This window comes from Acidiphilium multivorum AIU301, assembly GCF_000202835.1.
GTDB classification, from domain to species: Bacteria; Pseudomonadota; Alphaproteobacteria; order Acetobacterales; family Acetobacteraceae; genus Acidiphilium; species Acidiphilium multivorum.
In genome coordinates this window covers 2,863,427-2,885,473 of record NC_015186.1, presented here as the reverse complement: position 1 = coordinate 2,885,473, position 22,047 = coordinate 2,863,427, and the positions used below count along the sequence as shown (strand labels likewise).

Here is a 22,047-nt window from a genome sequence, read left to right as displayed (position 1 = left end):
GCAGGCTCCCATCGTCGCGGCAGTCACCACCGATTCGCGAAAGTCGTGCTTTGTCATTAAAGTTCTATTGACGCACCCTATCGAGTACCCGCTCCGATAAACGGCGGGAAAAGCGGAGAACCACGCTGATCCTTGACGCGTCACGTGGAAACGCCGCGCCGTTGGGTGGTTTTGGTGTGGCGGGGGCGTGTTTCTCGTGCCTCATGCTCGGAGCGCGCGACGTGATCCGCGAGGTCATCCATGATCGGACAATCTGGCCGATGGTCGCCTTGGCAATGATCGGCCAGATATTCAATCGGACCTAGCATGGCCTCGAGATCCGCGATTTTGCTCCGCAACGCGGCGGCGTGGTCGAGAGCAATCCGCTTGACGTCGGCACTCGCACGGTGGTGGTCTCGCCAGAGGGCCAGTAGCCGCATGATAGCGTCGATCGAAAATCCGAGATCGCGGCCACGGCGAATGAAGCGGAGCGTGTGGACATCGGTAATCGCGTAGTAGCGATAGCCACTATCGTTTCGAACGGCTTTCGGGATAAGACCGATGCTTTCGTAGTAACGGATCATTTTGGCAGGAACGCCGGAGGCTTTCGCGGCGTCGCCGATCGTCATAGAGGTCATTCTGCTGCTTTCTCGATCAGACGGCCTCGCGGGAGGGCCGAGGCACCGGTGATTCGCGAAACCGTGCTGCCTCTCGGGTGCCAGCGGCGCAGCAGGAGCGCATTTGATACGACGCTGACGCTCGAAAACGCCATGGCGGCGCCAGCAACCACCGGGCTGAGATAACCGAGCGCCGCAAGCGGAAGACCAACGACATTGTAGATGAATGCCCAGAACAGTCCCTGACGAATCTTGCTGAAAGTCGCGCGTGATATATCAAGCGCGGCCGCCACCAGGGCCGGATCGCCGCGCATCAGCGTGATCCCCGCCGTGTGGATAGCGACGTCGGAGCCGGTCGACATGGCGATGCCGACGTGGGCGGCGGCAAGCGCCGGTGCATCGTTGACGCCATCTCCGACCATCGCAACCTTGCGGCCGGCACGCCGGAGTTCATTCACGACATCCGTTTTGTGCTCGGGCAGGATCTCGGCAATCGCCTCGTCGATACCGAGAATTCGGGCTGCGGCGTCGGCGCTGCCCTGGTTGTCCCCGGTCAGCATTATGACGCGCAAGCCCATGGCACGCAGAGAGCCGACGGCGTCATGCGCCGTCGGCTTCAGCGCGTCGCCGAAGCCGATCAGGCCAAGGACGCGCGGGGTCGTTGTGCTAACATCAAGCAACCAGGACACAGTGCGACCCTCACGTTGCAGGGCTTCGGCACGCCCGGCAAGTGCGTCGGCATCGATGCCGTGCTCGGACAGCAACCGGCTGCTTCCGAGCACGAGGTTGCGGCCCTCGACCATGGCGGTAATGCCGCGACCCGGCAGAGCTTTTACAGCGGTTGCCGTAGGCGCCCGTACACCTTCGGCTTCCGCCCTTGTGGGCACGGCCTTGGCGAGAGGATGTTCGCTGCCATGCTGTACGGCTGCGGCGAGACGCAGCAATTCGAAGCCGTTGAGCCCGTCGGCGGGCTCGAGAGCGATTATAGATGGGTTGCCTTCGGTCAAGGTGCCGGTCTTATCGAAGGCCACGGTGTCAATGCCGTGTGCTTCCTCCAGCGTTTCGGCATCCTTGATCAAGATTCCGTATCGGGCCGCAACCCCGGTTCCCGCCATGACTGCGGTCGGGGTAGCGAGGCCAAGGGAACACGGGCAAGCAATGACGAGGACAGCAACTGCGCTCAAGATTGCCTGCTCGATATCGCCGGTGACGAGCCACCACCCCACAAAAGCGATCCAGGCGATAACGAGCACGACCGGTACGAAAACGGCGGCAACCCGATCGACCTGCTTCTGGATCGGCGCCTTGGCCGCCTGCGCATTCTCCACCAATCGGACGATGCGCGCGAGCGTTGATTCGGCGCCTACCGCCGTGGTTTCGATGAGCAAGAGACCGTCGCCATTGATTGCGCCGCCAGTGACCTTGTGACCCACACACTTGGTCACCGGCAAGCTTTCCCCCGTCAGCATCGATTCGTCGGCCGAACTCTCACCCTCACGGATCAGGCCATCGACGGGAATCCGCTCGCCTGGCCATACCACTACAAGATTCCCCACGGCGACCCTGTCAATCGACACCTCCCGCTCTGAACCGTCGGTGGCACGCAGCCGCGCGCGCTCTGGCCGTAGCGCGGACAGTGCTCGCAGAGCTGCGCCAGTCTGCCGCTTGGCGCGAGCCTCCAGCCACTTGCCGAACAGAATAAGCGTAATGACGATCGCGGACGAATCGAAATAGAGCGTCGGCGTGCCGCCATAAGTCCAGGATCTCAGGAGCATGTAGAGGCTGAGAAGATAAGCCGCTGAAGTGCCAAGCGCGACCAGCAGGTCCATGTTGCCGGTATGAGCCCGCACTGCCGTCCAGCCTGCGCGGTAGAATCGCGCGCCGAGCCAGAACTGCACCGGAGTAGCAAGGACAAGCTCCACCCAGCCTGGAAGTGCTATGCTCACCCCTGCAACGTGGAGGATCATTGCAACGAGAAGTGGTGCAGTCAACGCGGCGGCGATGCCGGCATGAATCAGTTCGCGCTGCGTCTCTTGCCGTTTCGCTGCTTCCGCATCCGCATCGCCACCCTCCGGGATCGCGTGCGCACCATAGCCCGCCTTTTCGATGGCAGCGATCAATGTCGACGCATCGACGTCCGCACCCGTTACCCGCACCCGTTCAGTGCCGAGATTGACCGCCACGGTGGCAACGCCCGGCAGTCTGCGGATCGCCTTTTCGACTCGCCCCACGCAGGAGGCGCAGGTCATGCCCTCAATGCCGAGATCGAGGACATCCATTTGGCGGCGGCTGGGATGGCGGCTGGGCAGAGCCGTTTCAAGCATCGTAAGAATCTTTCAACTGAATCGACACCGGATCTGATCACCGGTAGCAAATCCATGGTTACAGGTTCCTACAATAGGAAGGTCAAGCCTTAAACTCACCGCACGGAGCTCAGCGGGAAATCTCGGGTTCTTCAGGGGAAGGAACAGGTCTTGACCCTTCCTGCGTTGGAAGCCCCACATTTGTTTGCGTGCCCACATGCTCGAACATATCTTACTCCGGCATCGCCCCCGAACGTCCCGCAGGTTAGGACTGCTACACACTGGATTCAAAACACGTCAACCGAACAAGAGGAACGCAGTGCATACGGTGAATGAGACCACGATCGCCGACGGACTGGTCGGCGCGATCGGCAACACGCCGCTGATCCGGCTGAAGCGGGCTTCCGCCGCGACCGGCTGCGACATTCTTGGCAAGGCGGAATTCATGAATCCCGGCGGCTCGGTGAAGGACCGTGCCGCCATCGCCATCATCGAGGACGCGGAGCGGACGGGCGCGCTGCGGCCGGGCGGTACCATCGTCGAAGGGACCGCCGGCAACACCGGAATCGGGCTGACCCTCGTCGCCAATGCGCGCGGCTACCGGTCGGTCGTCGTGATGCCGGAGACCCAGAGCAGGGAAAAGATCGACTTCCTGCGGATGATCGGTGCCGATCTCCGGCTGGTGCCCGCGAAACCCTACCGCGATCCGGGCAATTACGTGCATGTCTCGCGACGGATCGCCGAGGAAATCGGCGGTTTCTGGGCCAATCAGTTCGACAACATCGCGAACCGGGAAGGTCATCGTCTGACCACCGGCGCCGAAATCTGGGCGCAAACCGGCGGCCGCGTCGACGCGTTTACCTGCTCCTGCGGCACCGGCGGAACGCTGGCCGGTGTCGGCATGGCCCTGAAGGCGTGCCGCAAGGAGGTGCGGATCGTGCTGGCGGACCCGGAGGGCAGCGGACTGCACGGGTGGGTGAAATCTGGCGATCTCACGCCGAGCGGTTCATCGATCACCGAGGGAATTGGCCAGTCGCGCGTCACCGCCAATCTGGACGGCGCGCCGATCGACGATGCGTTGAAAATTCCCGACGCGGAGGCACTGGAACAGGTCTTCGATCTCATGATCCACGAGGGGCTTTCGGTTGGCGGATCGACGGGGGTCAACGTCGCCGCGGCGATTCGCATCGCCCGCGATCTTGGCTCCGGGCATACAGTGGTCACGATCCTATGCGACGGTGGCGCGCGTTATCAGACCAAACTGTTCAACCCCGAATTCCTGCGCGGTAAGAACCTGCCCGTTACTCCGTGGCTTTGATTCGCTATCCACAGGTACTACTGATGATCGGAGCACAACGTTAAAGGACATTCCCCATGATGCCGCCCGTGCCTCACATTGATATGACCGTCACTGCGGGGCCAATCTTCGCCTTGTATCTGGACTGGCGGCGACCTTCAGACCGGATCACGCTGTTAGGGCTGTCTGAGTTCGGGCAGCACGGCGCGCCCGCCAGATCATGACCGCGCCGATCGCGATCATCGGAATCGACAGCAATTGGCCCATAGTCAAGCCGAACATCAGGTAGCCGAGAAACCAGTCTGGCTGGCGGAAAAACTCCGCCGTGGTCCGCGCAATCCCGTAGCCCATTACGAATATCCCTGCGAGATAGCCGGGTTGGCTGCGTATCCGCTCGCTGCGTGATACCGTATAAAGTACGATGAATAGAACCAGTCCTTCCAAAGTCGCTTCGATCAGTTCCGACGGATAGCGCGGCACGTCAGACCCGGATTGCGGGTAGATCATGCGAAACGGAAACCAAGCGGGCGCTGGGCGTCCCCATAACTCGCCATTGATGAAATTGGCGATCCGACCTAAAAACAGCCCGATTGGCACCGGTACGGCAACCCGATCGGCGAACTGCCACGGATCGAGACCCCGCCGGTGGCAATAAATCAGGATCGCGACCGCAACGCCGATCAGCCCGCCATGAAAGCTCATTCCCCCGTCCCATACGGCGTAAGTGCGGTCGAGATGGTGGAGAAAATAGACCGGCTGATAGAACAGAATATAGCCGATCCGTCCGCCGAGAACGACGCCCAGCGTTGCCCATGACAGAAAATCGTCAACCTGCTCATGAGTCGCGACCGTCGGCTTTTCGCGTACCAGGCGGCGCATCAGCCGCCAGCCGACGACCAGCGCCGTGATGTAGGCAAGCGCATAATAATGAATGGCAAACGGGCCGAATTTCACCAGGATAGGATCGAAATGCGGCCAGACATACACATGATTCATCGATAGCTCCATAGCTCCGGAGAATATTCCATCCGATGTCGGATCTCGAGAGTGCCGAGTTCTCGGCTACTTTCTGGCGGCTCGTGACGTGCGCTCATAGTCGTCGAGCCAGGGTTCGATGATCCGGTCGAGTTCCTCGATCTGGCGTTCCGAGTAGGTTGCCGGCGCACAGCTTTCCAGCCAACCCAGTACGTGAGTTTCGATCAGGTCGCGAGACACGTCCGGATGCTCGGCGTGAATACGCTCCGCCGACTGCTCGATCGATAGCCGTTTTCCGTCGGCCCAGACGATCTTGCGCTGCCCGGCGTCGACGCCGGCATGTTCCAATGCATCGAACACCAGATCCAATGCCTCGATCGACTGTTGTCCCTCGGGTGCGTCCATCCATGCGAGAAAGCCGTCGATGCCGGGGTTATCCTCGAACGGGTGTTTCGCGCGCCGCTTGCCCATGGGGTCAGGATAGCATCGCCGGCCATTGTGGCGAGACTCACGATAGAGTCAACATTGTTACAGTGATTCCCGGGGTACGCACACTGTTCATCAACAACAGCAGCGAGGCGGCCCCGATGTCACTGTGGATACCCTGGTGGAACGCGATCTGGCGGCTGCGCCCGGCGTTCTCCCGCCTGCGCACCTTCCTTTGGTTCGCCACCGCCGTCGCAGGCTTCACCGTGCGTACCGAATTGCTCGGCGTGACCAGCCTGGTGCGCGCGCTGAAGCTCGACGCCCGCTTCTACAACAAGCTGGTCGATCACTTTCACAGCCCCGCGGTGAAGCTCGACCGTCTTACCGCGCTGTGGACCCAGGCGGTGCTGCGGCTGTTCCCGCAGCCGCTGCGCATCAACGGCCGGTATGTCGTGGTCGGCGACGGCATCAAGGTACCGAAGCGCGGCCGCAAGATGCCGGGGGTCAAACTCCTGCATCAGCAGTCCGAGTCGAACACCAAGCCCGAATACATCATGGGACACTCCCTCCAGGCCGTCAGCCTGCTGGTTCACGCCGCCGCCAGCGTCTTCGCCGTGCCGCTCGCCGTTCGAATCCACGAGGGCGTGCTGTGGTCCAATCGCGACCGCCGCACCTTGCTCGACAAGATGCTCGCCCTGCTCGGCATCGTCGCCATCGCTCAACCCTGCTACTTCGTCGCCGACGCCTACTACGCCGCGGGCAAGATCGTCGCCGGCTTGCTCGAGCAGGACAATCATTTGGTCACCCGGGTGAAGTCCAACGCCGTCGCCTACACCGTCCATCAGCAGCCCGGCCCGCGAAAGAGGGGCAGGCCCAAGGTCTATGGCCGCAAGGTCAGGCTCAGGTCGCTGCTGGAAGAGTCCAAGGGCCGCCAACAGGCCAAAAGTCCCGTCTACGGCGAGCACCAGGTGGTCATCCAATATAAGGTCCGCGACCTGCTGTGGCGCCCGGCTGGCCGGCTCGTGCGTTTCGTCGCGGTGATCCATCCCACCAGAGGCTCGTGCCTCCTGATGTGCACCGACACGTCCTTGGCGGCCATCGAGATCATTCGTCTCTACGGCCTGCGCTTCAAGATCGAGCATACGTTCAAGCAGGCGGTGCGGCTGATCGGCTCGTTCAGCTACCACTTCTGGATGTCCGACATGAAGCCGGTGCGCCGCCGCAGCGGCAACCAGCACCTCCATCGCGCGTCGCCCGAATACCGCGACGCCGTCAGGCGCAAGCTGCATGCCTACCACGTCTTCATCCAGGCGGCTGTCGTCTGCCAGGGGCTGCTTCAGTACCTGGCCGTCGCCTTCCCGCAGCGCGTCTGGGCCTCCTTCGGCTCCTGGCTGGGCCCGGCATCCCGCCCTCGGAGTTGGTCGTGGCCAATGCCCTGCGCCACAGCATGCCGGAATTTCTCATGAATGCCGCCTCAGGCAACAACTTCGCAAAATTCGTCGTCGAACGACAGGATCCCGATAAAATGGAGGTATTCCGGTTAGCCTCCTGAGCCGGAGCCCCCGCAGAACCTTGGACTCTCGAGTCGGATTTAAGCCTTAATTCGCCGATCACATGCCGATGGCAATCGAAATGGCGACAGAAGTGATCTTGTGATTAGTAATGGGTTTCTTCCTTTCTGAGCGATGCGAGCTGATTCGATTCACAGGTAATCACCAATACTATTGTTGCTGACGCGAGCCAAATTAAGCCGGTGTTCTCGGCCATCCCTTCTTTTGCGTCGTCCTGCCTATCAACAATCTGACGCTCCCTGATCGCTACATCCTGTTACCCATCATACCGCGCATCATGGCGGGCATGCCCTCTTTGGCAAAACGATCAAGCTCTTTGGCATGAGCGTAGATCACCTTGACCATTTCCGGATCATCCGAGGTCTCGGTCACTTCGATGCCGGTCGGCAACAGGCGGTATGAGCGCTGATATTTATCGGCGTTCTGCAACATCGTGCTGGCACTGGGGCTCATCATGTAATTGAACGGCCGGTTGGCCGCCATGCGATTATACATTTCGATCACATGCGCCTGGATGATGCCAGCGGTTTTGGGGTTGCTCGAAGCCGTGGCATCGATGATGCCGTTCGGCAGATATTCGGTGGCGCGCTGGATTTCCGCATGGCGTTCGAACAGTTGCATGCCGAGCTTCATCGGCCCCATCATGTTGCCGCGCGACATCATGTCCTGCATGCCATTGCCGGACATCATTCCACCCATCATGCCTCCGGTGGCGTCTCCAGATGAGTCGGCAAGAGCCTCTTTGCGACCGAACCCGACAAGCGCGAGCCAGCCAGAAATAAGCCCGCCGAGTCCAGCGGCAACGGTACGACGTTTCATAGCATCCATCCTTAATGGTAACGGTACAAGTTTTGGATTTTTCCGCTTCGACCGAGTTTCTAGCGGCAGGTTAGTAACTTTTTATTTAAAGCAGCCTTCGCTGCCATAGATCGGCCGAACCGGTCAGAAAGTCGTAACCGCTTCACCCTTGGATTTCACAGGGATGAGCAGGTAGCGCACGCCGTTGGACTCAGCGGGCGGAAAGCGACCGGCGCGGATATTGACCTGGATTGACGGCAGCAAAAGCGCTGGAGCGGCGAGGGTCGCGTCACGCGCTTCTCGCATCGCGACGAACTCGTCTTCGGTGACGCCGTCATGGACGTGCTTGTTGCCGGCGCGCTGCTCGGCCACCGTGGTCTCCCAGGCGTAGTGATCGCGTCCAGGCGCCTTGTAGTCGTGGCACATGAACAGCCGCGTTTTCAGGGGTAGTGCGAGCAGGCGGTGGATTGAACGGTAGAGCTGATGCGCGTCACCACCAGGAAAATCGGCGCGCGCCGTGCCGTAATCGGGCATGAACAGACTGTCGCCCACGAACACCGCATCGCCGATTTTATACGCGATATCGGCAGGCGTGTGGCCCGGAACGTGCAGCACTTCCACCTCCAGACCGCCGATGCGGAAGCGTTCACCATCGCGAAACAGGCAATCGAAATCGCCGCCATCGGCCTTCACGTCGGTCGCATTGAAAACCGGCCGGAAAATACGCTGCACATCACGAATATGCTCGCCGATTCCGATCTGCGCGCCGGTATGCATTTTGATGAACGGAGCGCCCGACAAATGATCGGCGTGGGCGTGGGTTTCCAACGCGTGCTCGATGACGAGCCCATCCGCCTCGGCGGCGCGCAGGATTGCCTCGACGGGGCGCGTGTCTACCTCGCCTGACCCTGCGTCGTAATCGAGCACGGGATCGATTACCGCGGCACGGCGGGTGGCAGGGTCGGCCACGAGATAGCTCACCGTATGGGTGGCTTCGTCGAAGAATGCTTGGAGCCGGGGAGCGTTTTCGGTCATGGTGCTTCCATCGAGTTTCGATCTGGCAAAGACGTGCTATCCTACGGAGAATCTCCGTGTGCTGCCGCGGCAGAGCTTTGGCCGCCGAAAGCAAGATATAGGGACTATGTGTCACCAGAATTTGTCAGCGGGACGGGAAACTGTGCCAATTTGTGCCACGCGCATCTGGAGCGGGGCATTGCGGTTGCGCGTTCGAATCGTCCATCGAGCGACGTCTGCCGATCCCCCTTGACTCCGTACTATGGTACGGATGCCATAGTGGGCACGAGGTGGAAAGATGAGAGCAGATTTGACCATTGGGATGGCCGCGCGTGAGGCGGGCGTCGGCGTCGAGACGATCCGCTTCTATGAGCGGCAGCATCTGGTCCGACAGCCGCCGAAGCCGGACGGTTCGGGCGCGCGGCGCTATTCCGCCGATACGGTCGGGCGCATCCGGTTCATCAAGGAAGCCCAGGAGCTCGGCTTCTCGCTGCGCGAGATCCACGAACTGCTGGCCCTGCGGGCCGATCCCGCTGCCGACTGCTCGGAAGTCCGGGAGCAGGCCACCACGAAACTTGCTGACGTGCGGCGGAAGATCCAGCGGCTCCAGGATATCGGCGCCGCGCTGGAGCGGCTGATTGCGGCCTGCCCTGGCCAAGGCGCCTTACAGGCGTGCTCGATCATGGACGCCCTGACGCCTCGCTCCGGCGGGTGCGCCGAGAATGGGAGGCGCCAGCACACCAACCCGAGAAAATCGTCCTGCACAAAGCATAAAAAAGAGAACACGCGATGAAGAACACGATTTTCAGGATCGAGGGTCTGCGCTGCGACGGGTGCGCCAGCACCATCAAGGTATTGCTGGACAAGGAGCCGGGCGTGAAGGCGGTTTCGGTCTCGTTCGCAAGCGGCGAGGCTCGCGTTTTGTATGATCCAGGAATCGTCACGGAAGATCGTCTCGCAGCGACCATCGAACGCCCAGGCTACCGGGTCACGGCCCGACAATGACGTCGAATGTCGCTGTCACGACCGTTCTGCTGCCGATCGGGCTCGGTCTGCTGGGTTTCGTCGAACCCTGCACGCTGGGCACTACGTTGGTGTTCGTCGGATTTCTCGAAAGCAAAAGTGCCCGACGCAAGCTGGTCGAGACGATCGGGTTCACTTTGTCCCGCGCCGGGACGATCGGCTTGTTCGGCCTGCTCGCGGCGTTTCTGGGCAGCCAGTTTCTGGGGATGCAGAAGGATGTCTGGATCGCCCTGGGCAGCCTTTATGCCATTCTCGGCCTACTTGTTCTTACTGGCCAGGCAGGACGTCTGATGGTCGCGCTCGGTCCCAGCCTCGCCCGTCTGTCGAACCTGCGTGGATCGCTCGGCCTGGGCGTGCTGTTCGGCTTTAACATTCCTTCCTGCGCCGCGCCTCTTGTCGTTGCCCTGCTTGGCACGGCCGCGGCGGGTGGTGCGGACGGCAGGCCGCTCGCCGCGGGATTTCTTTCGCTCGCGCTGTTCGGCCTGGCGCTGTCGCTGCCGCTCGTCGTCGCTGTTCTGTTCGCGCCGGCGCGCCGGGTGATCGATTGGCTGGGCGGCCTGTCGCGCCGCATGCCGATCATCACGGGGCTGGTCCTGATTGCCGTTGGCCTCTGGTCGATCTGGTTCGGATTGTTCGTCTCGATCCGCCACCCGATGCCCGGAATGGCAATGCCGGGAATGAGAGGATAGAAAATGTCAGAAACAATTTCTACTGAAGCGTTCTGGACCGAAGAACCGTCAAACCGGCCCAACCGGCGCAAGATCCGCGCCCGGATCGGTGGCTTGCACTGCTCGCTCTGCACCGGAACCATCGAGAAGGCGCTCGGGCGCCAGCCGGGTGTCGATAAGGTGTCGGTCAGCCTCACCCATGAGCAGGCTCTCGTCGAATACGATCCGGGTGTCGCGCGCCCTGACCAACTGCTCCAGATATTGCGCGAGATCGGCTATACCGTCTCGGACCCGCGCAAGCTGCGCCCCTTCGAGGACGAGGAGCGCGACCTGGTCCGCGAGGGGCGGCGCTTTCTCACCGCGACGGCGTTCAGCCTGCTGGCGATCGCGTTGATCGCGAACCCGGCCAACGTTTCCGCCGCGATCACGCTCAGTGTTGCCGTGTTCGCGAGTCTGTTTGGTTTGGTCTTCCTCGTATTGCGCGCTCGCGGCCTCGCCACGGCGGTTTTTGGCACTGCGGTGCTGGCCGGTGCGGTGGTCGCGCTGCTCCTCGCGCGGCAGCTTGGTTGGGTTGTCGGAGCAACGCCCTGGATTGTCGCCGCGCTGGCCCTGGTCCTGGTCTTCGGCATCGGTCAGCACATCCTGGTGATGGCGTATCAGGCACTGCGGCGCGGCATCCTCAACCAGCATGTGCTGCTCGAAATCGGTGCTTTTGCGGGCATGGCCGGCGGCATCATCGGACTCGTGCTGAAGCAGCCGGGTTACCCGACCGCGCCGTTCTTCGCCGTCTCGGTGATGGTCATGACCTATCACATCTTCTCGGAGTGGCTGTCGCTCATCGTCAAGACGCGCAGCTCGCAGGCGGTGAAGAAGCTGCTCGACCTGCAGCCGGAGACGGCCCGCATCCTGCGGGGTGAGATCGAAATCGAGGTGCCGCTCGCGGAGGTGAAAGTTGGCGATCTGGTGCGGGTTCGCCCCGGCGAGCGCGTGCCCGTGGACGGCGTTGTCGTGAGCGGTCGCTCCGGTGTTGACCAATCCCTCGTGACCGGGGAACCAATCCCGGTCGAGAAAGCGGAAGGCGCCGCCGTCATCGGCGGCTCGATCAACGGCACCGGCACGCTGCTGGTGCAGGTCACGGCGGTCGGCGAGGCCAGCTTCCTGAACAAGGTCATCCGCGAGGTCGAGGATTCGCGGGCACTCAAGCCGGGTCTGCTGCACCTGGTTGACCGCGTGTTGCGCGTCTATACCCCGACGGTGCTGCTCGTCGCGATGACGGCCTTCGTGGGCTGGCTCATCGGCTCCTGGCTCGGCACTGGGCACATTGATGTGGAGCGGGCGGTATTCGCCGGCTTGAGCGTGCTGGTCATGGGCTATCCGTGCGCCGTCGGCATCTCCGCGCCGCTCTCCATCGTGCGCGGCGCCGGCGAGGCCGCCGAACAGGGCATCCTGATGCGCACCGGCGAGGCATTCCAAGGCTTCCGCCTGGTCCGCAAGATCGTCCTCGACAAGACTGGTACCCTCACCGAGGGCCGTCCTGTCCTGCACGAGGTCGAGACACTCGATGGGATCGGGGCGGACGAGCTTCTCGCTTTTACCGCCGCTGCCGAGGCGTCCTCGGAACATCCGCTCGCGCAGGCGGTGGTCAAGGCGGCGTTCGAGCGCGGCGCCGTCCCGCCCGAGGTTGACTCCTTCGAGGCGATGCCCGGCAAGGGCGTGGTCGCGCGCATTGAAGGATACGACGTGCTGGTTGGCAATCCGCGCTTTCTGACGGAGCGCGGCGTTGACCTGACAGCGCTGGCCGAGCGTATCCGTTCGCTTGAAGAGGCCGGGCGGACGGTGATCGCGGTGGCGCGCAACGGGCGTGCTCTCGGCTGCCTGGCTTTGGGCGACACCATCCGGTCCGAGGCTAGCGGGGCGATCCAGGCGCTGCGCAAGGCGGGAATGGTGCCGATCATGGTCACCGGCGACAATGCGCGCGCGGCTCGCCGCGTCGCCAGCGATCTCGGCATTGACGAGGTGCATGCGGGAATACTGCCCGACGGCAAGGCGGAAATCGTGCGCCGCCTGCAGGCCGACCGGAGCAGGGTTGCGATGGTGGGCGACGGCATCAACGATGCGCCGGCACTGATGCAGGCGGATGTCGGGATCGCGATGGGCGGCGGCACCGACATCGCCATCGAGGCCGCCGACATCATCATCCTCTCCAATCGGATCGACGCGCTTCCGGTCGCCCGGATGATCAGCCGGAACAGCTACCGCAAGATGCTGCAGAACATCTCCCTGGCCTTTCTGTTCAACGTGATCGGCATCCCGGTCGCGGCGACCGGGATGATCTACCCGGTCTGGGCAATGGTCGCGATGGCGGTCAGCGTCACGGCGATTTTCCTCAACTCGCTCTGGGGACGGCCGCGCCTGTTCTTCAACGCGGTCATGAGCGTCGGACATTCGGCGGAGACCGCAGTCACGCTGAGCGCGGCGTGAAGAGAATAGTATGAACGGGATGCTAGCGGGCGCGGCGGCAGAAGGCCAATCAGGTGCCCGCACCGAGCGCGAGCGTCTCCTGCTGGTGCTCGCGCTGGCAACCTTCGTCATCTTCTTTCAGGCGTTCATGGTGGCGCCGATCATCCCGCAGCTCTCCGCGGCCTTCGGTGTGTCTCCAGAAGCCGTCGGTCTGATCGTTCCCGCCTATCTGATTCCCTATGGGATCGCGACGTTGGCCTACGGTCTGCTCGCGGACCGACTCGGCATCCGTTCTCTCATCTTCGCCTCGCTCGCCGCCTTCGCGGTGCTCACGGTTCTGACCGCGACGGCGCATTCCGTCGCGGCGCTGGCGGCATGGCGCGTGCTGACCGGTCTCGGCGCGAGTGGGGTTGTGCCGCTCGCACTCGTGCTGGTCGGTGGCATGTTCCCCTACGAGCAAAGAGGTCGGCCGCTTGGCTGGCTGTTCGGCGCCATGGCTGGCGGCATGGCGTTCGGCTCGACCTTCGGTGCCGTGCTGGAGCCTTATGTCGGCTGGCGGGGCTTGTTTCTCCTCGTCGGTATCGTCGGCGCGGGCGTCCTACTTCTGCTGCTGCCCTACCGCAGTTTCATCGATGCACGCCCGTGCCAAGCGGCCGCGACCTTGGGCGATCTGTTCCGGGGCTACCGGAATCTGCTCGGTACGCCACGAGGACGGCGCACCTACGGCTATGTTTTGCTCAATTCCGTGTTCCAGTCCGGCGTGTTCACCTGGCTCGGTGTCTACTTCGAGCGCCGCTACAACCTCGGCCCGATTGGTATTGGCCTAGCGCTGCTGGGCTATGGCGTTCCGGGCTTTCTGTTCGGTCCGGCGATCGGGCGAGCAGCGGACCGGCTGGGCCGGGGCCGGCTCCTTCCGATCGGACTTGGGCTTGGTGCCCTCGCCACGGCGGCACTGATCCTCGGCCTGCCACTACTTGCCGCCGCGATCGCGGTCACGATCCTGTCGCTCGGCTACGACATGACACAGCCGCTGTTTGCCGGAATCGTCACGTCGCTTGGCGGCAAGCGGCCGGGGCAGGCCATGGGCCTCAACGTGTTCTTTTTGTTTACCGGTTTCGGTTTTGGAAGCCTCGTTTTTGGCGAAGTGCTCCGCCTCGGCTTCGGGCCTGCGCTTGGGGCTTTTGCCGCGGTAGAGGCCGCCGCAGCCCTGGCGGCGGTCGCGCTCTTCCGGTCAGAGATTCCGTCCGGCGCGGTCGAGAAAGCAAGCACGACGCGGCAAGACTTGCAGTGAGGCAGAGAAGGCTGCATTTTCATGCTTATTCATAACGATTAGGGAGATGAGCGACGTCCCGCATATCCTGATCGTGGGGGCCATCACGAGATTCGCGATTTGGTCTCTTGGTATCTTTGGACCACAGTGCAACCGGCATTCGAGAGAGTGACATCGGCGGTCAGTCGCGTCGTCCCGAAAAGACGTATTTAGCCAACGCGACGATTGCGAGAATGACGAGGATCACGATCAGGAGCCAAACCAGGCTGGCACCTCCCATCATGCCCCATCCCCAACCATTCATCATGCCGGCGCCCATCATTGTCTTACTTTCCCATGGTTCGTTGCAGGCTCCTCGGACTGGCCTGACCACCTGTGGTCAAGCCAGTCGAGGACTCTCCGCAGCGTTTGACCACCATTTCGGGTCGTTAATGCGACTGGGACTGCGTCCCGGCCGGTCTGGCCGGCGGTCTGCCCATCATCGAATAGCCCGGCATAGAACCCGCCCGGTTCGAGGTTCCGCGCACCGTGGTCATCATCCGCATCATGACCATCATGGGACCCATTATCCCGCTCTGGCCACCCCGATAGGACATCATCCTGCCTCCCATCATCCAGCCACCCGACATGCCATTCCACCGCGGCATGGTCCCGGCGCGGTTGGACTGGGATGCAGACACGGGCGGTGTCGGGGGCGTGGTTGCGGCCAGAGCCGGGACCGCCGTCGCGACCACAGCCACCGAGAGCAGCATAGCGGACAGAATCTTCATGGCATTTTTCCTTCTTCCTGGCGCAGGCAAAGGGGCTCGTCGCGATCCAACGGATATCCCCCGTCTGCCGCAACGGCAGAACCTTGCCCGCCGAGAAGCAATATACGGATCATTTGTCACCGAAGATTGTCAGCGGGAGGCAAAGCTGTGACAATTCCTGCCACGCCGGGCATCCGACACAACCTGACACATATTTGTTGAGGCATGTTCTGCTGTGCCCGGCTAGATCACGAACATGAACGAAGCCCCACATATCCTGCTCGTCGAAGACCATCGCGAAATTCGCGATCTGGTGCAGCGGGTGCTGCAACGCGAAGGGTTCCGGGTCAGTCTGGCGGCCGACGGCCGCGCCATGCGCAAACTGCTGGCCGACAACCGGATCGACCTGATCCTGCTCGACCTCATGCTGCCGGGCGAGGATGGGCTGTCGCTCTGTCGCTCGGTGCGCACGGAAAGCCGCGTGCCGATCATCATGCTGACGGCCAAGGGCGAAGAGGTCGATCGGGTCATCGGCTTAGAGATGGGCGCTGATGACTATCTGCCGAAGCCGTTTGGCAGCCGTGAGCTGATCGCCCGGATCCGGGCGGTCTTGCGTCGCGCCCCGTTTGTCAGCGAGCCTGGGCGGCAAGCCGGGCGATACCGCTTCGATCGTTGGGTGCTGGATGTCGAACGCCGGGAATTATTGGGCGAGGACGGTGTAAGCGTGCCCCTGAGTTCCGGCGAGTTCGACCTGCTTCTGGTGTTGGTCGAACGGCCCCAGCGTGTCCTGAGCCGCGAACAATTGCTCGATCTGGCGCGTGGGCGCAATGCTGCCCCGCTCGATCGCAGCATCGATACCCAAATCAGCCGGTTGCGCCGCAAGATCGAGCGGGACGTCTCCGAGCCGCAACTGATCAAGACGATCTGGGGCAGCGGCTACATGTTCACACCCGCGGCCGAGCCGCTCCGGCGGGGCGATTGATGTCGCGGATGCCCCGTTTGGCTCCAGCCACGTTGTTCGGCCAGACCGTACTGATCCTGCTGGCCGGGCTGGTGTTCTCGGCCCTGCTCGGGATCTCGATCCTTGCCTTCAACCAAGCGACGGTCGTGCGCGAAATGGGTGCCTTCGCGGCCACCCAGCGGATCGTTAATCTGGCGCGCCTGATCGATGACGTGCCGGCCGATTGGGGCGGCCGGCTCGTCAGGGCGGCAAGTGGCGAGACGCTACAGATCACGTTATCGACCCACCGCCCATCCTGGGCGAAGATTCGGGCAACGGGCGCGGGGGCGCGGACGATTCACGCGTTCCTGGCCCGCCAGTTGCCGCCGAACCTGACGAACAGCTTGCACGTCACCGTTGGAACCGCGTCGCTTCGGGCGCTGACCGCGCCGCATGGCATGATGGCGATGATGCACCAGCCATCGTTGCGGGGCATGCCGATGATGGATCGTTCAGGGATGCCGGGCATGATGGCTGGGCGTCGCATGCGGGCGGCGGTGAGGCTTCCCAGCGGACCGTGGGTCACTTTCGCCGTTGTGCTCCCCCCAAGCGGGTTTGGGCTCTCCTGGCCATTCCTGATCGCTTTGGTAGCGATGGGCATGATCGTCGTCCCGGCTTCCGTATGGGCGGTGCGGCGGGTCACCGCGCCACTCAGGACGCTGGCCGAGGCGGCCGAGCGGCTGGGTCGCGATGTTGCAGCACCGCCACTTGCCGAGATCGGCAGTACGGAGACGCGCCAGGCGGCGCATGCGTTCAACTTGATGCAGGCCCGTCTGCGGCAATTGGTGGAAAGCCGCACCCGCATGCTGGCGGCGCTCTCACACGATCTCCGCACCCCGCTCACCTTGCTGCAGTTGCGCGTTGAGGATGTGCAGGAAGTCGAGGAACGCGAACGCATGGTGGCGGCCATCGCGTCGATGAACCAGATGATTGAAGCGACACTCGCTTTCGCCCGCGATGACGCAGCAGTCGAACCGCTCCGGCGCATCGATCTGGCAGCACTGCTGGTTGCGATCGTCGATGATCTGGCCGATGCCGGTTTGAACGTGGCAATAGCACCGGCCGCACCGGTCACGATGAGCTGCCAGCCAGTCGCGCTGCGTCGTGCGTTTGTTAACCTGCTTGATAATGCCGTCAAATATGGTGGGTCGGCGGATGTGGCAATCGCGTCCGATCGGCATACGGTGACGGTCACGATCGATGATCATGGACCGGGCATTCCCGCTGCCGAGCTTTCCAAGGTCTTCGAGCCGTTCTACCGGATCGAGGAATCGCGCAGCCGAGAGACCGGCGGCAGTGGCCTCGGTCTCGCCATCGCGTTGGCCGTTGTCGAGGCGCATGGTGGCACGATCCAACTCGCGAACCGCTCCAGCGGCGGCCTCTCGGTCCGAGTAACCCTGCCGCGATAAGCATGGGATGTGTGGGAATTCTCCCCGGCCGCGGATTCTTCGCGCGACCCCAACATGTGACATAACGTAGTTATCAAGCACGCCGCCGTCCGTTTCTATTTCTTCGATCTTTTACGACAAAGAGTTTTTCCTGTTGCGCGGCTGATTTTCTGGCTCTCTATCTATGCCCGTTCTTATCCATGAGCGGGTTGATGAGCGGAACGAAAATTCTCTGGGGCCAGATGCTGGGAGCGCTGGCGATCGTGCTGCTCGGCTGTTGGGTGGCGACGGAGTGGACCGCCTGGCGGCTTGGCTTTCAGCCTGCGCTCGGGGTGCCCTGGCTCCGCCTTGGATCTACCAGGCTCTACCAGCCGCAACTGTTCTTCGCCTGGTGGTACCATTTTGATGTCTATGCGCCCGGAGTTTTTGCCAAGGGAGCGGTGATCGCGTCCGCTGGCGGTCTTGGCGCGGCGCTGCTGGCGATTGCGGCTTCGGTGCTCCGCGCGCGGCACGCCCGCCACGTCACCACCTACGGCTCCGCCCGCTGGGCGGATAAGCGCGATATCGAAACAGCGGGCTTGTTCCGTGGCACCGGTGTCCATCTCGGGCGGATGAGCGCGCACACGCTCCATCACGACGGGCCGGAGCACGTGCTGTGCTTCGCCCCCACCCGTTCGGGCAAGGGCGTCGGCCTAGTCGTGCCGACATTGCTGTCATGGACCGGCAGCGTGATCGTCCACGACATCAAAGGCGAGAACTGGACCCTGACCGCCGGCTGGCGTGCCCAGTTCAGCCACTGTCTGTTGTTCGACCCGACCAACCCGCGCTCCGCCGCCTACAACCCGCTGCTCGAAGTTCGCCGCGGCGAATCGGAGGTGCGGGATGTGCAGAACATCGCCGATGTGCTGGTCGATCCCGAGGGCGCGCTGGAGCGGCGCAACCATTGGGAGAAAACCAGCCACTCGCTGCTGGTCGGCGCGATCCTGCACGTGCTCTACGCCGAGCCGGACAAGACCCTGGCCGGTGTCGCCACCTTCCTCTCCGACCCGACGCGGCCGATCGAGCGGACGCTGCGCGCGATGATGACCACACGGCATCTGGGTGCGGGCGGCGTGCATCCGGTCATCGCGCAGTCGGCACGCGAACTCCTGAACAAATCGGAGAACGAGCGTTCCGGCGTGCTCAGCACGGCGATGTCGTTCCTCGGTCTCTATCGCGACCCGGTGGTGGCGAAGGTCACCTCCCACTCCGATTGGCGAATCGCCGATCTGGCGTCGGTGGAACGCCCGGTCTCGCTCTATCTCGTCGTGCCACCCTCGGATATCTCGCGCACCAAGCCGTTGATCCGCCTGGTGCTCAACCAGATCGGCCGGCGTCTTACCGAGACGCTGGACGACCCCATGCGGCGCGCCGCCAGGGCAAATTCATCGCGGTTGCTCTTGATGCTCGATGAATTCCCGGCATTGGGAAGGCTGGACTTCTTCGAGTCCACGCTCGCCTTCATGGCTGGCTATGGCATTCGCGCCTTTCTGATCGCGCAGTCGCTTAACCAGATCCAGAAAGCCTATGGCGAGCACGACGCGATCCTGGATAATTGCCATGTCCGGGTCTGCTTCGCGACCAACGACGAACGGACCGCCAAGCGTGTGTCCGACGCGCTCGGCACCGCGACCGAACTCCGCGCCATGAAGAATTACGCCGGCCATCGGCTGGCACCATGGCTGTCGCATCTGATGGTCAGTCGCCAGGAGACGGCGCGACCGCTGCTGACGCCTGGCGAGGTGATGCAGCTGCCGCCGACCGACGAGATCATCATGATCGCCGGCCTGCCGCCGATCCGGGCCAAGAAGCTGCGATACTATGAGGAACCAGCGTTCCGGGACCGGATGCTGCCTGCGCCAGTGCTGTCGGAACACGGCTATGGTGATCGCCCGCCATCGCGCGGCGATGACTGGACCGGAATAGCCGCGATCGGAACCCGCGGCTTCGAATTCAGCAAGGCAGACGAAGCACCTGCCGATCCGGCCAATGGCGGCATTCGTCAGGAGCCGGAACTCCCGGAGCACGAGGCCATCGTGCCGGTGCGCGAGCCGGCTCATGAATTCGATTTCCCGGAAGATGATCCGGACGACGAGCCGCAGCGCCAGCGGACAATCGCGGCGATGCAGCGCCAAGCCGTGCGCGCCGTCGCGATGGATCATGACGACGGCATGGGACTGGGGATGTAGATCATGAAGAGCCGACTGAATTGCTACTTCGAACCCAAACTAGCCGACCAGCTCACCACCTTTGCGCTGCGCCAGGGCATCCATCGGTCGCAATTGGTCGAGGCGGCGGTGATGGCGTTCCTCTCGCCCGACGCGCTGGATCGCCGCGAAGCCGCCTTCATCCGTCGGCTCGATCGCCTGTCGCGGCAGATGGAGCGGATCGAGCGCGATCTGGCCATCGCCATCGAGGTGCAGGCCCAGTTCGTGCGGTTCTGGCTATCGGCCTCGCCGCCGATCCCGCCCGACCATCAGGAGGCCGCCAAGGCGCGCGGCGCCAGCCGCTACCAGAGTTTCATCGAGACACTTGGCAGACGGCTGCAGCGCGGTGACTCCCTGGTCCGCGAGATCAGCCGAGAGATCTGGCCAGAGCGATACGACAGTGCTGACGCTGTTCCAACCGCCAGAGATCCGGATCGATACGACATGCCCGATCCGGATCAGGCAGATCCTTCGACCAGCATGACGACAAACTGGGCAGGGAGCGCAGCTCCAAATGCCGCAGGGACCGACTTTGCACGCGCCGGTGAGGATTTGGCCGGGACGGAGGGTAGCCATGTCGATCTCTGACGGGGCAGGGGTCCTGCTGACCCGCTCGGTGCGCATGCTGCGCACAGCATTGGGTCCGGCAATCGCGGCGCTGCTGGCAGACCCGGAGATCGTCGAGGTGATGCTCAATCCGGACGGTAAGCTCTGGGTGGACCGGCTCGGCACAGGCCTCGCCAATACCGGCCTGATCATGCAGCCCGCCAATGGCGAACGGATCATCCGCCTGGTTGCCCATCATGTCGGGCTCGAGGCCCATGCCCGTAACCCGCGCATCTCGGCTGAGCTGCCCGAGACCGGCGAACGCTTCGAGGGTCTGCTGCCACCGGTCGTGGCAGGCCCGACGTTCGCCATCCGCAAACCCGCCATCGCGGTGTTCTCGCTGGACGATTACGCCGCGGCCGGGATCATGCTGCCGGGTCAGGCAGCCCTGCTGCGCACCGCCATCACCGAACGCTGGAACATTCTGGTCGCCGGGGGCACCTCGACCGGCAAGACCACGCTCGCCAATGCGCTGCTCAAGGAGGTCACCGACACCGGCGATCGCGTCGTGGTGATCGAGGATACCCGTGAACTCCAGGTCGAAGCACCGAACCTTGTTGCACTCCGCACCAAGGATGGCGTCTGTTCGCTCGCCGATCTGGTCCGCTCCAGCCTGCGCCTGCGGCCCGATCGGATTCCGATCGGCGAAGTCCGCGGAGCAGAGGCGCTCGACCTGCTGAAGGCCTGGGGCACCGGCCATCCCGGCGGGATCGGTACGATCCATGCGGGCTCTGCCCTCGGCGCGCTGCGCCGGCTGGAGCAGCTGATCCAGGAGACGGTGGTCAACGTGCCGCGCCCGCTGATCGCCGAGACCATCGACCTGATCGCCGTTCTGCACGGCCGCGGCCGGCACCGCCGCCTCGCTGGACTCTGGCAGGTCGCCAAGACGCTGACCGCCGGCGACTACGCTCTCGCCGAGATCGGGTCGGCCCCAGATTCCAATGTTTTTCTCCTCCAGCCCGGGAGCCATCCATGACACTCAAATCGCTCCAGAAACTTAAAACGTCCGATGCACTCAAGGCGCCCCAAACGCCCGGACCTTCCAAGCATTTGACGACCCCGGTCCATCCTTGGCAGCCGAACCTGATCGCCATTCTGGCCGGCGCGATGTTGTGGCCGGCCTCCGCCCTGGCGGCTGGATCAAATATGCCGTGGGAGCAGCCGCTCCAACAAATCCTGAATTCGATCGAGGGGCCGGTGGCAAAAATCATCGCCGTGCTGATCATTATCGGCACCGGCCTTGGTCTCGCCTTTGGCGAAAGCTCCGGTGGCATGCGCCGTCTGATCCAGATCGTCTTCGGCCTGTCGATCGCCTTCGCCGCTGCGAGTTTCTTCCTGACCTTCTTCAATTTCTCCGGCGGGGCGTTGGTCGGATGAGCAACCCGGCAGACATCCCCGGCTGGTCGGTGCCGCTGCATCGCAGCCTGACCGAGCCGATCCTGCTCGCGGGCATCCCGCGCGGCATGGCGATCGCGATCGGCACGCTGGCGGCGGCGATCGGACTCGGACTGCAGCTCTGGCTGGCGGGGATCGCGATCTATCTGATCGGCCATACCGCAGCGTTGTTCCTGACCCGCCAGGACCCGCAATTCGGGCCGGTCTTCGCGCGGCATCTGCGCGCCGCGCGGCATCATCTCGACACCTGACCAGGAGCGGA

At 63.1% G+C, this 22,047-nt stretch carries 20 protein-coding genes and 1 pseudogene; 14 read left to right on the top strand and 7 right to left on the bottom strand.

All coding sequences use genetic code 11. The features are described from left to right. Window positions 1–140: 140 nt before the first annotated feature. The gene (gene cueR / locus ACMV_RS13000; protein ID WP_013640717.1) at window positions 141–608 is read right to left on the bottom strand and encodes a Cu(I)-responsive transcriptional regulator; all 468 of its coding nucleotides are present in this window, start codon (window positions 606–608) and stop codon (window positions 141–143) included. Window positions 609–613: 5 nt separating this feature from the next. After that, on the bottom strand, window positions 614–2,875 hold the full coding sequence (locus ACMV_RS12995; RefSeq protein ID WP_013640716.1) for a heavy metal translocating P-type ATPase: 2,262 nt from the start codon (window positions 2,873–2,875) through the stop codon (window positions 614–616). A 343-nt stretch (window positions 2,876–3,218) separates the two neighbouring features. On the opposite strand from ACMV_RS12995, the gene ACMV_RS12990 reads away from it, so the two are divergent. Continuing rightward, on the top strand, window positions 3,219–4,217 hold the full coding sequence (locus ACMV_RS12990; protein WP_013640715.1) for a cysteine synthase A: 999 nt from the start codon (window positions 3,219–3,221) through the stop codon (window positions 4,215–4,217). A 147-nt stretch (window positions 4,218–4,364) separates the two neighbouring features. On the opposite strand, the gene lgt is transcribed toward ACMV_RS12990, so the two are convergent. Both lgt and ACMV_RS12980 read right to left on the bottom strand, forming a co-directional pair. Continuing rightward, the gene (gene lgt, locus ACMV_RS12985) at window positions 4,365–5,192 is read right to left on the bottom strand and encodes a prolipoprotein diacylglyceryl transferase (RefSeq protein WP_013640714.1); all 828 of its coding nucleotides are present in this window, start codon (window positions 5,190–5,192) and stop codon (window positions 4,365–4,367) included. 66 nt (window positions 5,193–5,258) lie between these two features. Then, a complete protein-coding gene (locus ACMV_RS12980) occupies window positions 5,259–5,642 on the bottom strand; it encodes a hypothetical protein (RefSeq protein WP_013640713.1) in 384 nt (127 codons plus the stop codon). A gap of 116 nt (window positions 5,643–5,758) precedes the next feature. Here ACMV_RS12980 and ACMV_RS12975 point away from each other — a divergent pair. Beyond that, window positions 5,759–7,149, top strand: a pseudogene (locus tag ACMV_RS12975) (transposase). A gap of 265 nt (window positions 7,150–7,414) precedes the next feature. On the opposite strand, the gene ACMV_RS12970 reads toward ACMV_RS12975, so the two are convergent. Beyond that, window positions 7,415–7,987, bottom strand: coding sequence for a hypothetical protein (locus tag ACMV_RS12970; protein ID WP_048857907.1), 573 nt, complete (start codon window positions 7,985–7,987; stop codon window positions 7,415–7,417). 123 nt (window positions 7,988–8,110) lie between these two features. Further along, window positions 8,111–9,001: an MBL fold metallo-hydrolase gene (locus ACMV_RS12965; RefSeq protein WP_013640710.1), complete on the bottom strand. Its 891-nt coding sequence runs from the start codon at window positions 8,999–9,001 to the stop codon at window positions 8,111–8,113. A gap of 289 nt (window positions 9,002–9,290) precedes the next feature. On the opposite strand from ACMV_RS12965, the gene ACMV_RS12960 reads away from it, so the two are divergent. From ACMV_RS12960 to ACMV_RS12940, 5 genes are read left to right on the top strand one after another with little or no spacing between them, the layout of a single operon-like run. Further along, window positions 9,291–9,773 carry a MerR family transcriptional regulator gene (locus ACMV_RS12960; protein WP_305790325.1) on the top strand — a complete coding sequence of 161 codons (483 nt, stop codon included), beginning with the start codon at window positions 9,291–9,293 and terminating at the stop codon, window positions 9,771–9,773. Then, on the top strand, window positions 9,770–9,985 hold the full coding sequence (locus tag ACMV_RS12955) for a heavy-metal-associated domain-containing protein (protein ID WP_013640708.1): 216 nt from the start codon (window positions 9,770–9,772) through the stop codon (window positions 9,983–9,985). Before ACMV_RS12960 ends, ACMV_RS12955 begins: the two co-directional genes overlap by 4 nt. Further along, on the top strand, window positions 9,982–10,692 hold the full coding sequence (locus ACMV_RS12950) for a cytochrome c biogenesis protein CcdA (RefSeq protein WP_013640707.1): 711 nt from the start codon (window positions 9,982–9,984) through the stop codon (window positions 10,690–10,692). Before ACMV_RS12955 ends, ACMV_RS12950 begins: the two co-directional genes overlap by 4 nt. A 3-nt stretch (window positions 10,693–10,695) precedes the next feature. Further along, a complete protein-coding gene (locus ACMV_RS12945; protein ID WP_041665088.1) occupies window positions 10,696–13,152 on the top strand; it encodes a heavy metal translocating P-type ATPase in 2,457 nt (818 codons plus the stop codon). Window positions 13,153–13,162: 10 nt separating this feature from the next. Continuing rightward, window positions 13,163–14,422 (top strand): MFS transporter, encoded by a 1,260-nt coding sequence (locus ACMV_RS12940; protein ID WP_013640705.1) that lies wholly within the window; start codon window positions 13,163–13,165, stop codon window positions 14,420–14,422. 160 nt (window positions 14,423–14,582) lie between these two features. Here the strand turns inward: ACMV_RS12940 and ACMV_RS21230 are convergent, their stop codons facing one another. After that, the gene (locus ACMV_RS21230; RefSeq protein WP_172637315.1) at window positions 14,583–14,723 is read right to left on the bottom strand and encodes a hypothetical protein; all 141 of its coding nucleotides are present in this window, start codon (window positions 14,721–14,723) and stop codon (window positions 14,583–14,585) included. A gap of 683 nt (window positions 14,724–15,406) precedes the next feature. Between ACMV_RS21230 and ACMV_RS12930 the strand changes: the two genes are divergently transcribed. The 7 genes from ACMV_RS12930 (at window position 15,407) to ACMV_RS12900 (ending at window position 22,036) form a co-directional block, all read left to right on the top strand. Beyond that, a complete protein-coding gene (locus ACMV_RS12930; RefSeq protein WP_013640703.1) occupies window positions 15,407–16,132 on the top strand; it encodes a response regulator in 726 nt (241 codons plus the stop codon). Further along, complete coding sequence (locus ACMV_RS12925; protein WP_231844410.1) at window positions 16,132–17,559, top strand: ATP-binding protein; 1,428 nt, start codon at window positions 16,132–16,134, stop codon at window positions 17,557–17,559. The genes ACMV_RS12930 and ACMV_RS12925 overlap by 1 nt, the downstream gene beginning before the upstream one ends. A 191-nt stretch (window positions 17,560–17,750) precedes the next feature. Beyond that, on the top strand, window positions 17,751–19,766 hold the full coding sequence (locus tag ACMV_RS12920) for a conjugal transfer protein TraG (protein WP_013640701.1): 2,016 nt from the start codon (window positions 17,751–17,753) through the stop codon (window positions 19,764–19,766). 3 nt (window positions 19,767–19,769) lie between these two features. Beyond that, window positions 19,770–20,372, top strand: coding sequence for a hypothetical protein (locus tag ACMV_RS12915; protein WP_013640700.1), 603 nt, complete (start codon window positions 19,770–19,772; stop codon window positions 20,370–20,372). Continuing rightward, the gene (gene trbB, locus ACMV_RS12910) at window positions 20,359–21,366 is read left to right on the top strand and encodes a P-type conjugative transfer ATPase TrbB (RefSeq protein ID WP_041665084.1); all 1,008 of its coding nucleotides are present in this window, start codon (window positions 20,359–20,361) and stop codon (window positions 21,364–21,366) included. Before ACMV_RS12915 ends, trbB begins: the two co-directional genes overlap by 14 nt. Then, on the top strand, window positions 21,363–21,767 hold the full coding sequence (locus ACMV_RS12905) for a TrbC/VirB2 family protein (protein ID WP_081479254.1): 405 nt from the start codon (window positions 21,363–21,365) through the stop codon (window positions 21,765–21,767). Before trbB ends, ACMV_RS12905 begins: the two co-directional genes overlap by 4 nt. Continuing rightward, window positions 21,764–22,036, top strand: a complete 273-nt coding sequence (locus ACMV_RS12900) for a VirB3 family type IV secretion system protein (RefSeq protein WP_013640697.1) — start codon at window positions 21,764–21,766, stop codon at window positions 22,034–22,036. Before ACMV_RS12905 ends, ACMV_RS12900 begins: the two co-directional genes overlap by 4 nt. The last annotated feature ends 11 nt before the right edge of the window (window positions 22,037–22,047 follow it).

Excerpts from the sequence above, each read along its gene's own strand:
- cueR (WP_013640717.1), bottom strand. The coding sequence starts at position 608 with ATGACGATCGGCGACGCCGCGAAAGCCTCCGGCGTTCCTGCCAAAATG.
- ACMV_RS12995 (WP_013640716.1), bottom strand. The coding sequence starts at position 2,875 with ATGGATGTCCTCGATCTCGGCATTGAGGGCATGACCTGCGCCTCCTGC.
- lgt (WP_013640714.1), bottom strand. The coding sequence starts at position 5,192 with ATGAATCATGTGTATGTCTGGCCGCATTTCGATCCTATCCTGGTGAAA.
- ACMV_RS12980 (WP_013640713.1), bottom strand. The coding sequence starts at position 5,642 with ATGGGCAAGCGGCGCGCGAAACACCCGTTCGAGGATAACCCCGGCATC.
- ACMV_RS12970 (WP_048857907.1), bottom strand. The coding sequence starts at position 7,987 with ATGAAACGTCGTACCGTTGCCGCTGGACTCGGCGGGCTTATTTCTGGC.
- ACMV_RS12965 (WP_013640710.1), bottom strand. The coding sequence starts at position 9,001 with ATGACCGAAAACGCTCCCCGGCTCCAAGCATTCTTCGACGAAGCCACC.
- ACMV_RS12955 (WP_013640708.1), top strand. The coding sequence starts at position 9,770 with ATGAAGAACACGATTTTCAGGATCGAGGGTCTGCGCTGCGACGGGTGC.
- ACMV_RS12950 (WP_013640707.1), top strand. The coding sequence starts at position 9,982 with ATGACGTCGAATGTCGCTGTCACGACCGTTCTGCTGCCGATCGGGCTC.
- ACMV_RS12945 (WP_041665088.1), top strand. The coding sequence starts at position 10,696 with ATGTCAGAAACAATTTCTACTGAAGCGTTCTGGACCGAAGAACCGTCA.
- ACMV_RS12940 (WP_013640705.1), top strand. The coding sequence starts at position 13,163 with ATGAACGGGATGCTAGCGGGCGCGGCGGCAGAAGGCCAATCAGGTGCC.
- ACMV_RS21230 (WP_172637315.1), bottom strand. The coding sequence starts at position 14,723 with ATGATGGGCGCCGGCATGATGAATGGTTGGGGATGGGGCATGATGGGA.
- ACMV_RS12930 (WP_013640703.1), top strand. The coding sequence starts at position 15,407 with ATGAACGAAGCCCCACATATCCTGCTCGTCGAAGACCATCGCGAAATT.
- ACMV_RS12925 (WP_231844410.1), top strand. The coding sequence starts at position 16,132 with ATGTCGCGGATGCCCCGTTTGGCTCCAGCCACGTTGTTCGGCCAGACC.
- ACMV_RS12920 (WP_013640701.1), top strand. The coding sequence starts at position 17,751 with ATGAGCGGAACGAAAATTCTCTGGGGCCAGATGCTGGGAGCGCTGGCG.
- ACMV_RS12915 (WP_013640700.1), top strand. The coding sequence starts at position 19,770 with ATGAAGAGCCGACTGAATTGCTACTTCGAACCCAAACTAGCCGACCAG.
- trbB (WP_041665084.1), top strand. The coding sequence starts at position 20,359 with ATGTCGATCTCTGACGGGGCAGGGGTCCTGCTGACCCGCTCGGTGCGC.
- ACMV_RS12905 (WP_081479254.1), top strand. The coding sequence starts at position 21,363 with ATGACACTCAAATCGCTCCAGAAACTTAAAACGTCCGATGCACTCAAG.
- ACMV_RS12900 (WP_013640697.1), top strand. The coding sequence starts at position 21,764 with ATGAGCAACCCGGCAGACATCCCCGGCTGGTCGGTGCCGCTGCATCGC.